The organism is Albidovulum denitrificans (assembly GCF_002973535.1).
GTDB classification, from domain to species: Bacteria; Pseudomonadota; Alphaproteobacteria; order Rhodobacterales; family Rhodobacteraceae; genus Albidovulum; species Albidovulum denitrificans.
In genome coordinates, this window is sequence record NZ_PVEP01000002.1 from 421,015 (window position 1) to 432,780 (window position 11,766).

General features: G+C 67.3%; 11 protein-coding genes. 8 read left to right on the forward strand and 3 right to left on the reverse strand.

Annotated features, from left to right (window positions below):
* Positions 1-52 precede the first annotated feature (52 nt).
* The gene (locus tag LX70_RS07810; protein ID WP_105513986.1) at positions 53-514 is read right to left on the reverse strand and encodes an RrF2 family transcriptional regulator; all 462 of its coding nucleotides are present in this window, start codon (positions 512-514) and stop codon (positions 53-55) included.
* A 173-nt stretch (positions 515-687) separates the two neighbouring features.
* Here LX70_RS07810 and LX70_RS07815 point away from each other — a divergent pair, with 173 nt between their 5' ends.
* The gene (locus LX70_RS07815; protein ID WP_105513987.1) at positions 688-1,107 is read left to right on the forward strand and encodes an OsmC family protein; all 420 of its coding nucleotides are present in this window, start codon (positions 688-690) and stop codon (positions 1,105-1,107) included.
* Between the two features lie 8 nt (positions 1,108-1,115).
* Here LX70_RS07815 and LX70_RS07820 read toward each other — a convergent pair whose 3' ends face one another.
* A complete protein-coding gene (locus LX70_RS07820; RefSeq protein ID WP_105513988.1) occupies positions 1,116-1,904 on the reverse strand; it encodes a DeoR/GlpR family DNA-binding transcription regulator in 789 nt (262 codons plus the stop codon).
* Between the two features lie 223 nt (positions 1,905-2,127).
* Here LX70_RS07820 and LX70_RS07825 point away from each other — a divergent pair, with 223 nt between their 5' ends.
* From LX70_RS07825 to LX70_RS07850, 6 genes are all read left to right on the forward strand, one after another.
* Positions 2,128-3,084, forward strand: a complete 957-nt coding sequence (locus tag LX70_RS07825) for an ABC transporter substrate-binding protein (RefSeq protein ID WP_105513989.1) — start codon at positions 2,128-2,130, stop codon at positions 3,082-3,084.
* A 60-nt stretch (positions 3,085-3,144) separates the two neighbouring features.
* The gene (locus LX70_RS07830) at positions 3,145-4,194 is read left to right on the forward strand and encodes a quaternary amine ABC transporter ATP-binding protein (RefSeq protein ID WP_105513990.1); all 1,050 of its coding nucleotides are present in this window, start codon (positions 3,145-3,147) and stop codon (positions 4,192-4,194) included.
* Positions 4,195-4,197: 3 nt separating this feature from the next.
* Positions 4,198-6,201 carry an ABC transporter permease gene (locus tag LX70_RS07835; protein ID WP_245884986.1) on the forward strand — a complete coding sequence of 668 codons (2,004 nt, stop codon included), beginning with the start codon at positions 4,198-4,200 and terminating at the stop codon, positions 6,199-6,201.
* A 70-nt stretch (positions 6,202-6,271) separates the two neighbouring features.
* A complete protein-coding gene (locus LX70_RS07840) occupies positions 6,272-7,159 on the forward strand; it encodes a choline/ethanolamine kinase family protein (protein WP_105513991.1) in 888 nt (295 codons plus the stop codon).
* On the forward strand, positions 7,156-9,594 hold the full coding sequence (locus tag LX70_RS07845; protein ID WP_105513992.1) for a GcvT family protein: 2,439 nt from the start codon (positions 7,156-7,158) through the stop codon (positions 9,592-9,594). The genes LX70_RS07840 and LX70_RS07845 overlap by 4 nt, the downstream gene beginning before the upstream one ends.
* A 185-nt stretch (positions 9,595-9,779) precedes the next feature.
* Positions 9,780-10,103, forward strand: coding sequence for a DMT family transporter (locus LX70_RS07850; RefSeq protein ID WP_105513993.1), 324 nt, complete (start codon positions 9,780-9,782; stop codon positions 10,101-10,103).
* Between the two features lie 8 nt (positions 10,104-10,111).
* Here the strand turns inward: LX70_RS07850 and LX70_RS07855 are convergent, their stop codons facing one another.
* The gene (locus tag LX70_RS07855) at positions 10,112-10,729 is read right to left on the reverse strand and encodes a class I SAM-dependent DNA methyltransferase (RefSeq protein WP_105513994.1); all 618 of its coding nucleotides are present in this window, start codon (positions 10,727-10,729) and stop codon (positions 10,112-10,114) included.
* A gap of 89 nt (positions 10,730-10,818) precedes the next feature.
* Here LX70_RS07855 and LX70_RS07860 point away from each other — a divergent pair, with 89 nt between their 5' ends.
* Positions 10,819-11,721: a choline/ethanolamine kinase family protein gene (locus tag LX70_RS07860; protein ID WP_105513995.1), complete on the forward strand. Its 903-nt coding sequence runs from the start codon at positions 10,819-10,821 to the stop codon at positions 11,719-11,721.
* The last annotated feature ends 45 nt before the right edge of the window (positions 11,722-11,766 follow it).

The window sequence follows — 11,766 nt, forward strand, 5'->3', positions numbered from 1 at the left end:
ACAGAACAGCGCCCCCGGCCGCACAGGCCGGGGGCGTTTGTCTTTGGCGGGATCAGACGGCGCAGGCCGTTTCCGGCAGGTCCTCAAGCGTCATCAGGGCGGCAAGGGCGCAATTGTCCCTGACCAGATCCTCCAGCGTCATGGTCCCCATTTCGGCATAAAACGCCGCCACGGCGCGGGCGATGCCGGTGCGCAGGCGGCAGGCATCGGTCAGCGGGCAGGTGTTGCCGGTGTCCGAGAAACACTCGGCAAAGGGGACGCCGCTTTCGAACAGTTCGAACACCTCGCCGATATTGATCCTTGCGGCCGGGCGGGCCAGTTCCAGCCCCCCCGCGCGGCCCCGGATCGCCCGCACGAAACCGCGCTGGTTCAGCAGGTAGACCACCTGCGCCAGATGGTGGGGCGAGGCATTGCAGCGCTCGGCGATCTGGGCGGACCGGACGATGCGTCCCTCATGCACGGCGCAGAACATCAGCACGCGAACGGCCAGATTGGTGCGGGTTGTCAGACGCATCGAAAAAGCTTCATCCTGGTTACAGACCGCGCCCGGTCTTCCATGCTTTTCCGGGCGCCGCCCTGATCTAGATCAGGTGGCGGGCCAAAGCGGTGCCTGATCGCCGTTCCGGCCTTGCGCCCGCGCCGTGGCGGCGGCAAAGATGCGCCCCAGTCAAGATCAGGGGAGTTGCCATGAAAGCGCGTGTCAAATGGGTCGGGGACCGGAGCTTTACCGGACAGGTCGAGACGGGCCATACCATCGCCTTCGGCAACGGCGTCGATGGCAAGCCGAAACCGGGGCCAAGCCCGATGGAACTGATCCTGATCGGCACCGGGGGCTGTTCGGCCTATGACGTGGTCCATATCCTTGAAAAGGGGCGCGAGCCGGTCGAGGACGTGGTCTGCGACGTGACGGCCGAGCGGGCAGAGACCGATCCCAAGGTCTTTACGAAGATCCACCTGCACTTCACCGTGACGGGGCGCGGCCTGAACCCCGCCAAGGTCGAACGCGCGGTGGGGCTGTCGATCGAGAAATATTGCTCTGCCTCTGCCATGATGGCCAAGACGGCCGAGGTGACGCACGGGTTTGAGGTCATCGACCCCGGCGCCTGAGGCAGGCGTCAGCCGCCTCCGGCGGGAGTATTTTCGCAACGGAGAAGCGGCAGGGTCAGCGCCGCCCCGGCGGCCGTGAGGGCGGTCGCGATGGCGGGGGGCGGGGGGTGATCGGTCACCAGCGCGTCGATCCCGTCGAACCCCGCGACCCGGATCAGGCCCGCGCGGCCGAATTTGGTGTGGTCGGTCACGACCGCACGGCGGTCGGCGCGGGTCAGCATCAGGCGGGCAAGCTCTGCCTCTTCCAGATCGTAATCCATCAGCCCGGTTTCATCCACCGCGCCGACCGACAGGATCGTCAGCCGTACCCGGAACCCGGCGATGAAGTCGAGCGCGGATTTGCCGAAGGCGGCGCCGCTGTCGGGACGCAGCGCGCCACCGGCGAGAAAGACCCGGTTGCCGTTGCGGGTGGCAAGGATGCGCGCGATGTCGGTGGAGTTCGTCACCACCGTCAGGCGGCGGTGGTCGGTAAGCTCGCGGGCGACGAAGCTTGTGGTGGTGCCGGTGTCCAGCATCAGGCTGTCGCCGTCGCGCACCATGCCGGCCACGGCGCGGGCGATCACCTGCTTGGCGGCGGCGTTTTCGCGCATCCGCTTCTGGAACGGCGCTTCACCCAGTTGACCGGCCAGCCCCACCGCGCCGTGAACCCGCGTCAGCGTACCGGCTTCGGTCAGCGGCTTTACGTCCCGCCGCACCGTTTCCAGCGAGACGCCAAGCCGGTCGGCCAGCGCCGCGATGGTCGCCGTCCCCTCCGTTTCAAGGATTTTCAGGATGTCGGAATGGCGTTTCGACAGCATCGGCGGACTCCGCAGGGTGGTGGAACATTAGGCGTTTGCGGGGCCTCATGCAATTATCGGGCGCGATGCGGGCATAAAAATCACAAAAAGCCACATTGACGGATTGACGGAATCGCCCCCGTCGTCCCTACTTGACGTCAGGGAACGGGGCGGGGGCCTTGCGACAGCGTCCCCCGAACACCGTTTCGAAGACCGGCCCGGCCGGCAGAACAGGGAGTTCACGATGACCCGAACGACGAAAGCGATGCGCGTGCTGACCGCGTCCGTGCTGGCCATGACCGCCGGACTGGCCCAGGCGCAGGACTCGACCGACCCGATCAAGCTGACGCTGCATGACTGGACCGGACAGCTGATCACCACGCGCCTGATGGGGGATGTCCTTCAGAAGGCGGGCTATAACGTCGAATATGTGCAGGCCGATTACCTCGCGCAATTCGCCGGGCTGGAAACTGGCGACCTGCATGTCGCGATGGAGATGTGGGAGACGACGGGGCGCGACGCCATGGATGCCTCGACCGCGACCGGCAAGACCGAGGTCTTTGGCCCGACCGGCATGAAGGCCAAGGAAGAGTGGTGGTATCCGACCTATATGAAGGAGCTTTGCCCCGGCCTGCCGAACTGGGAAGCCCTGAAGGACCCGGCCTGTGCCGAGGCGTTTTCGACCGCCGAGACCGCGCCGAAGGGCCGCTATCTGGGTGGCCCGGTCACCTGGGGCGGTTTCGATGATGAGAGGGTCGAGGCGCTGGACCTGCCCTTCGAGGTGATCCATGCCGGGACCGATGCGGCGCTGTTCGCGGAACTGGAAAGCGCCTATCAGCGCAAGGCGCCGATCATGCTCTGGATCTATGCGCCGCACTGGGCGCCCGCGAAATATGAGGGCGAGTGGGTGGAATTCCCCGAATACACGGCCGAATGCTATACCGACCCGGCCTGGGGATCGAACCCCGACATGGCCTATGACTGCGGCAAGCCCTTTGGCGAGATCTGGAAGGTCGGCTGGGCCGGGGTCAAGGACAAGTGGCCGGGCGCCTATGACGCGATCAAGGCCTTTACCATCGACAACGATGAGATGGGCAAGATGATCACCGAGGTCGACCTGGACGGCAAGACCGTGGAAGAGGTCACCGATGCCTGGATGGCGGCGAACGAAGACCGCTGGAAAGCCTGGATCGGCCAGTAACCCTTTCTTCCGCCGGACCCTTGGACAGCCAGGGGTCCGGCCCCTTTGCCGGAAATCCCGATGAACGATGACGACCCCGCCGCCGCGGCGCCTGACCCCGCCGAGGGCCTGACCCTTCAGTGCCGCCATGTCTGGAAGCTGTTCGGCGCCCGCGCGGATGAAGCTCTGCGTGACCTTGGCGATGGCGCCACGGCCGAGGCGATCGTGGCGCGCGGGCTGGTCCCGGCGGTGCGCGACGTGAACCTGTCGGTCAGGCGGGGCGAGATCTTCGTCATCATGGGCCTGTCGGGGTCGGGCAAATCGACGCTCGTCCGTCTCATGTCACGGCTGATCGAGCCGACAGCGGGGGAGATCCTGTTCAACGGCCAGAACCTTCTGACCGCGTCGGACAAGGAGATGGTGGAGATGCGGCGGCACAAGATGGGGATGGTGTTCCAGCACTTCGCCCTTCTGCCGCATCTGAGCGTGCTGGGAAACGTTGCCTTCCCGCTTGAGGTGCAGGGCGTCGCGCGCGCCGAACGCGAGGCGCGGGCGCGGAAGATGATCGCGCTTGTCGGGCTTGCGGGACGCGAGGAGGCGCTGCCGCGTCAGTTGTCGGGCGGCCAGCAGCAGCGGGTGGGGATCGCAAGATCGCTGGCGGTGGAGCCGGAGCTGTGGTTCCTTGACGAACCCTTCTCCGCCCTCGATCCCCTGATCCGGCGCGAGATGCAGGACGAATTCATCCGCCTGCAATCGGTCTTGAAAAAGACCATCGTCTTCATCACCCATGACTTCGACGAGGCGATCCGGCTGGCCGACCGCATTGCGATCATGAAGGACGGGGAGATCGTGCAGCAAGGCACGCCCGAGGAACTGGTGCTTAACCCGGCCACCGATTACGTCCGCGAATTCACCCAGGCCGTGCCGAAGGCCAAGGTCGTGCGGGCGGAAAGCGTCATGGTCGCGGCCGAAGGCGCTGCCACGGCGACCGTGGGCGCCCGCACCGTTATCGCCGATGCCGCGCCCCTGTTTCTGGACGGGGCCGAGGCGGTCGCCGTCACGGATGCGGGCGGGGCCGTGGTCGGCCATCTGCGCCGCGCCGATGTCACCCGCCTGTTGATGGGGGGCTGAGCCTTGGCCGATGCCCCCGTCCTTTCCCCGCCGCGCGGCCTGCCCCGATGGGCGGGCTGGGGGATCGTCCTGCTGGCCTGCGTGGCGCTTTGGCTTTGGGGGGCGAAGGCGGCGCCATGGGCGTTCGAGTGGCCCAGACATGCGACCATCCCGGCGGCGCGCTGGATCACCGCCTTCACCAAATGGCTTCTGAACGACGCGAGTTTCGGGCTTTTCACCTTTCAGGACCTGACCCGCTTTATCGCCGCCGTGATCGACGCGCCCTATCGGGTGGTGCTGTCGGTGCTGTCGACCGGGTTCCTTGACGGGCAGGGCAGTGCGGCGGTGCAGATCACGCCGCCCTTGGCCTGGATCGCGGTCTTGGCTTCTTTCGCGCTGCTGGGGCTTTGGGCCGGAGGGCGGGGGCTGGCGGCGCTGGTCGCGGCCTGCTTCCTGTTTATCGCGGTCTTTGGCCAGTGGCAAAGCGCCATGGTCACGCTGGCCTCGATCCTTGTCGCGGTGCCTTTGGGGGTGCTGGGCGGGCTGATGCTGGGCATTCTCGCCTGGCGGCATCGCTGGGTGTCGCGCGCGATCCGCCCGGTGCTGGACCTGATGCAGACGATCCCGGTCTTCGCCTATCTGGTGCCGATCCTGTTCCTCTTTGGCTTCGGCCCGACGGCGGCGGTGGTGGCGACGCTGATCTACGCCATGCCGCCGATGACGCGGGTGACGGAACTGGCGCTGGCGCGGGTGCCGTCGGAACTGAGCGATCTGGGCCACATGGTCGGCTGCACCAGACGCCAGATGATGTGGCGCGTCATGGTGCCGTCGGCGCGCGAGGCGCTGATGGTGGGCGTCAACCAGGTCATCATGCTGTCGCTGAACATGGTGATCATCGCCTCGATGATCGGCGCCGGGGGGCTTGGCTTCGACGTGTTGTCGGCGCTGCGCCGCCTTGATTTCGGCGCCGGGCTTGAGGCCGGGTTCGCCATCGTGGCGCTGGCCGTGGCGCTTGACCGGCTGAGCCAGGCGGCGGCCGCGCGCGGGCGGCGTCCCGCGGTGCCGGGCGGGGTCGTCGCGCGCCACCCCTACCTGATCGCGGCGCTGGCGGTGATCGTGGTGGCGGGCGTGGCGGGGCTGCTGATCCCCGCGATCCAGAGCTACCCGGAGGCGCTGCAGCTGTCGACCGGCACGTTCTGGAGCCGGGTCGTCGAATGGATCAACGTGAACTATTTCGACGCGCTGGAGGCGGTGAAGAACTTCTTCTTGCTGAACCTGCTGATCCCCTTCAAGCGCTTCCTGCTGGGCCTGCCCTGGCTGGGCGTCGCGGCGCTGCTTGCCTTTGCCGGGCTGCGGCTGGGGGGCTGGCGGCTGGCGCTGCTGAACGCGGCGCTTGTCACGCTGATCGCGGTGACGGGGCAGTGGGAAAAGGCGATGATCACCGTCTATCTCTGCGGCATCTCGGTCGTCATCGCGATGCTGATCGGCCTGCCGGTGGGTATCCTCGCGGCCAATAGCGACCGGCTCTGGTCCTGGGTCCGGGTCATCATCGACACGCTTCAGACGCTGCCCTCTTTCGTCTACCTGATGCCCGCCGTGATGCTGTTCCGCGTCGGCGATTTCACCGCGATGATCGCCATCGTCGCCTTCGCCGTCGCGCCCGCGATCCGCTACACGGTGCTGGGCCTGAAGGGCGTCGATCCGCGCCTGATCGAGGCGGGGCGCGCGATGGGCTGCACGGAAGGGCAGATCCTGACCCGCATCCGGCTGAAGCTCGCGCTGCCGGAGATCCTGCTGGGCCTGAACCAGACCATCATGTTCGCGCTGTCGATGCTGGTCATCACCGCGCTCGTCGGGACCCGCGATCTGGGGCAGGAGGTCTATATCGCGCTGACCAAGGCCGATCCGGGGCGCGGCCTTGTCGCCGGGCTTGCCGTTGCCTTCATCGCCATCATCGCCGACCGGATGATCCATGCCGGTGCCGGGGCCGCGCGGGCGCGGCTGGGGCTGGGGGAGGCGCGGGCATGAGCGGCGCGCGTGTGGCAGGTGCGGGAGCCTCCGGCGGGAGTATTTTTCGCAACGAAGAAGTGGGGGGCGCATGAGTGTCGAACGTATCCGGGCGCTGCCCTGCTGGCGCGGCGGGATCGCGGCGGAGCCGCTGACCGGGGGCCTGTCCAACGAAAGCTGGAAGGTGACGGACGGGGCGGGCGCGTATGTGGTGCGCTTCGGGGAGGATTTCCCGTTTCACCATGTGAGCCGCGCCAATGAGGTGATGGCGGCGCGGGCGGCCCATGCGGCGGGCTTCGCGCCCGAGGTGGTCCATGCCGCGCCGGGCGTGATGGTGTCGCGCTTCGTCGAGGCGCGGACCTGGGGCGAGGCGGACCTGAGGGCGGACCCGGAGCGGGTGGGACGCTTCCTGCGCGATTTCCACGCCAGGATGCCGGGCGAGGTGTCGGGGCCGGGGGTGATCTTCTGGGTCTTTCACGTCATCCGCGACTATGCCAGGACCCTGGCCGCGAAGGGGAGCCGCTTTGCCCCCGACCTGCCGCGCCTTGTCGGGATCGCGGCGGCGACCGAGGCGGCGCAGGTGGCGCTGCCCGTCATCTATGGCCATCACGACCTGTTGCCGGGGAATTTCCTTGAGGACGCAGCAGACCGCCTCTGGCTGATCGACTTCGAATATGCGGGCTTTGGCACGGCGATGTTCGACCTGGCCGGGGCCGCGTCGAATGCCGGGATGGACGGGGCGGCCTCTGCGGCGCTTCTGGGCGCCTATTTCGGCCGCGCCCCCGATGCCGCCCTCACCCGCGCCTTCGCGGCGATGCAATGCGCCAGCCTCGCGCGCGAGGCGATGTGGGCGATGATTTCAGAGATATTCCTTGCCGCGCCGGGGGCCGACTACGACGCCCATGCGCGCGAGTATCTTGGCCGGCTTGATGCCGCGCTTGACCACTATCAGACCTCTTACGGAAAGATCCTGCCATGACCTTGCCCAGCCACGCCCGGATCGTCGTTATCGGCGGCGGGATCATCGGATGTTCGACCGCCTATCACCTGGCCCGCGACCACAAGGCCGAGGTCGTGCTGCTGGAGCAGGGGAAGCTCACCTCCGGGTCCACCTGGCACGCGGCGGGGCTGGTGGGGCAGTTGCGTTCTTCCGCCTCGATCACGCGGGTGCTGAAATACTCCGTCGACCTCTACAAGGGGCTGGCGGCGGAGACGGGGCTTGAGACCGGCTGGAAGATGACCGGGTGCCTGCGACTGGCCACCAATCAGGACCGCTGGACCGAATACAAGCGGCTGGCCACCACCGCGCGGTCCTTCGGGATGGAGATGCATCTGGTCTCCCCCGAAGAGGTGAAGCGGATGTGGCCGCTGATGGAGGTCGGCGATCTGGTCGGCGCAAGCTGGCTGCCGACGGACGGGCAGGCGAGCCCCTCTGACATCACCCAGAGCCTTGCCAAGGGCGCGCGGATGCATGGCGCGAAGATATTTGAGGGCGTGCGGGTGACCGGGTTCGCCATGGCGGGCGACCGGATCACCGGGGTGAAGACGTCGGACGGCGAGATCGGCTGCGAAATCGTCGTCAACTGCGCCGGGCAATGGGCGCGGCAGGTGGGCGCGATGGCGGGGATCGAGGTGCCGCTTCAGGCCGTCCGGCACCAGTATATCGTGACCGAGCCGGTGCCGGGGCTGGCCTCCGACGCGGCGACGATCCGCGACCCGGACCGGCGGACCTATTTCAAGGAGGAGGTGGGCGGTCTGGTCATGGGCGGGTATGAGCCGAACCCCCAGCCGCTGCCGACGGGGGACATTCCGAACGACTGGCAGTTCCACCTTTTCGAGGACGATTACGACCATTTCGAACAGCATCTGGTGCAGGCCATGGCACGGGTTCCGGCGCTGGAGCAGGTCGGCGTCAAGCAGATGATCAACGGGCCGGAAAGCTTCACCCCGGACGGGAACTTCATCCTTGGCGCGGCGCCGGAATGCGCCAACATGTATGTGGGCGCCGGTTTCAACGCCTTCGGTATCGCGAGCGGGGGCGGTGCGGGCTGGGTGCTGGCCGACTGGGTGATGAACGGCGAGGCGCCGCTGGACCTCTGGACCGTGGATATCCGCCGCTTTTCAGGGATGCACCGCGACCGGCAATGGGTCAGCGACCGGACCTGCGAGGCCTATGGCAAGCATTACACGATCGGTTTCCCGCATGAGGAATATGAAAGCGGCCGCCCGCGCATCGTTTCGCCGCTTTACGAACGGCTGAAGGAGCATCGCGGGGTGTTCGGGTCGAAGCTGGGATGGGAACGGCCGAACTGGTTCGCGCCGGAAGGCATGGCGGCGCGGGACGTCTATTCCATGGGCCGCCAGAACTGGTTCGCGCCGGTGGGGCAGGAACATGCCCATGTGCGCGAGGCGGTCGGCGTCTTCGACCAATCCTCCTTCGCCAAATATGAGGTGACAGGGCGCGATGCGGCGGCGGCGCTGGATGCGGTCTTTGCGGGCGACGTGACGAAGGCGCCGGGGCGGCTGACCTATACCCAGGCGCTTAACTCCCGCGGCGGGATCGAATGCGACCTGACGGTGGCGCGGCTGGCCGAGGACCGCTTTTACCTTGTGACCGGGACCGGGTTCCGCACCCATGACCTTGCCTGGATCGCCGATCACCTGCCAAAGGGCGACGTGGCGATCCGCGATATCACCGAGGATTGGGGGGTCTTGTCGCTGATGGGGCCGAAGGCGCGCGAGGTGCTGGCCCAGGTGACCGATGCCGATGTGTCGAACGCGGGCTTCCCCTTTGGCCATGTGCGGGAAATTGCCATCGCCGGGGCGACGGTGCGGGCGCTGCGCGTGACCTATGTGGGCGAACTGGGGTGGGAGCTGCATGTGCCGCTGTCCGCCACCGGCGCGGTCTTTGATGCGCTGATGGCGGGCGGCGCGGGCGCGGGCATCCGGCCGGTGGGCTACCGGGCGCTGGAATCCTTGCGGCTTGAAAAGGGCTATCGCGCCTGGTCGTCCGACATCACGCCGAACGACACGCCTTTCGAGGCGGGCCTTGGCTGGGCGGTGAAGATGAAGACCAACCGCCCCTTCATCGGGCGCGAGGCGCTTGTGGCGGCGGAGGGCGCGCCCCTGAAGAAGCGCTTTGCAGGCTTCACGCTGGACGATCCCGACGCGGTGCTGGTCGGGCGCGAGACGATCCTGCGGGACGGGGCGCCGGTCGGTTACCTGACCTCGGGCGGGTATGGCTATACGATCGGGAAAAGCGTGGGCTACGGCTATGTGCGCAACGAGGGCGGCGTGACGGACGCTTTCCTGACCGGCGGGCGCTATGAGCTTGTCGTCGCGAATGAGGTCTATCCGGCCGAGATCGGGCTGGGGCCGTTCTACGATCCGGGCAATGCGCGGGTGAAGGGGTAGGCGCCGTTGCGGGGCGCTGCCCCGCAGGCCCCGAGGTATCTGAGGCAAGATGAAGGGGGGGAAAGGCGCGGTTGCGGTGCCGTTGTCTTCGCCCCGCTTCGGTGCCAGATTGGGGCCGCGCGGGACGGCCCGCGCCGGTGGAGCTATTCCGGGACGGCCCGGCCTTGCAAGGGAAGGGATGCGTCGTGGCGTGGGTCTATATCGTTCTGGCCGGGATTCTTGAAACCGTCTGGGCCTTTTACATGAAGAAATCGGCGGGCTTCACCGTCGTGGGGCCAAGCGTCGTGACCATCGTCACGATGATCATGAGCTTTGCGCTGCTCTCCATTGCGATGCGGTCGCTGCCCTTGGGGACGGCCTATACGGTCTGGACCGGCATCGGCGCGGTCGGGGCCTTTGGCGTCGGCGTCGTGGTGCTGGGCGAAAGCGCCACGCCGCTGCGGCTGATCGCGGCGCTGCTGATCGTCTCTGGCATCCTGCTGATGAAGCTCGCCAGCCCGTCGGAGTGACGGGCGGCTCAGTCGCGTTTCAGCACGATGGCGAGGCTCGGGACCGTCCCGGCCTCACCGGGCATTGAGACGTAGGGGGCCGTCTCCTCCACCAGCGTTACCGGCAGGTCGGCCAGATGCGCGGCAAAGCCGCCGGACCAGAGCGTCGTCTTGACGGTCAGCACGATCACGCCGCCGGGGCGGCAGATGCGGGTCAGGTCGTCCAGCCCCTCGGCGCCGACATGGCCGGTGGTGAAGACGCCGGAGGACACGATGCCTGCGAAGGCGCCATCCGCGAAGGGCAGGCGGGTGCCAAGGGCGGCGCGGTGCAGCGCGTCATAGCTGCCCTTCGCGGCCGCGACCGCCAGCATCCCTTCGGAAATATCCATCCCGTGAACAACGGGATAGCCCGCGATCTTCAGCCAATCTCCCAACAGTCCCGTCCCCGCGCCCGCGTCCAGAACCGGCGCCGCGCCGCGCGGCAGGTGGCGGGCCAGCAGCGCCAGGCAGATGGTCGGGTGGCGATAGCCGGCCTTCGCCATGTCGCCATCGTATTTCGCCGCCCAGCCGTCATAAAGGGCCGCGACCTCTTCGCTGGATCCGGCGCCATAGACCGCGCCAAGCTCGCCTTCATGTTCCGCTGCCATGTCCTTGCCTCTGCCCGTGGGGGTTGACGCGACGATAGTCCCGGTCTGTGATCGGGGGAAGACTTGAACCGGGTATCGGGAGGGGAAAAATGGCGGACGGGGTGGCGGATCTTCTGGCGGCGGCGCGGGCGAAGGTGCCGGGGCTGGGCGACGGGGCGGCCGAGCGTCTGGGCGGGCTGACCAACCTTGTCTTCCGCATCGGCGATCACTGCCTGCGCCTGCCCGGCCGGGGGACCGAGGAATATATCGACCGCGCGAATGAGGCGGTCGCGGCGCACGAGGCCGCGAAGGCGGGTGTCAGCCCCGAGGTCATTCATGCCGATGCGGATAGCGGGCTGATGGTGACGCGCTTCATCCCCGGCGCCGTGACGATGAGCCCGGCCGCCTTCAAGGCGCGGCCCGGATCGCCCGCCCGCGCGGGGGCGGCCTTCGCGAGGCTTCACCGCTCCGGCGCGGAATTCCCCTTCCGGTTCGAGCTGTTCGCAATGATCGACGACTACCTCAGGATCCTTGCGACCAAGGATGTCGCGCTGCCCGAGGGCTATCACGACGTGGTGGCCGAGGCCGAAGCGGTGCGCGCCGCCCTGGCCGCGCACCCCTTGCCGCTTGCGCCCTGCCACTGCGATCCGCTCTGCGAAAACTTCCTCGATACCGGGGACAGGATGTGGATCGTCGATTGGGAATATTCCGGCATGAACGACCCGATGTGGGACCTTGGCGACCTGTCGGTCGAGGGGGCGTTCGACGACGCGCAGGACGAAGAGATGCTGCGCGCCTATTTCGGCGCGCCGCCTTCGGCCAATGACCGGGGGCGGATGATGATCTACAAGGCGATGTGCGACCTTCTGTGGACGCTTTGGGGCCTGATCCAGCTGGCCAATGACAACCCGGCCGACGATTTCCGCGCCTATGCCGACACCCGCTTTGCCCGATGCAAGGCGTTGATGGCGACGCGCGCGTTCGCGACCCATGTCGCGGCGGTGAGGGGTTAGGGCATTTCGGGTTTGCACTGACTCAGAATTCGAACTTATTTCGTT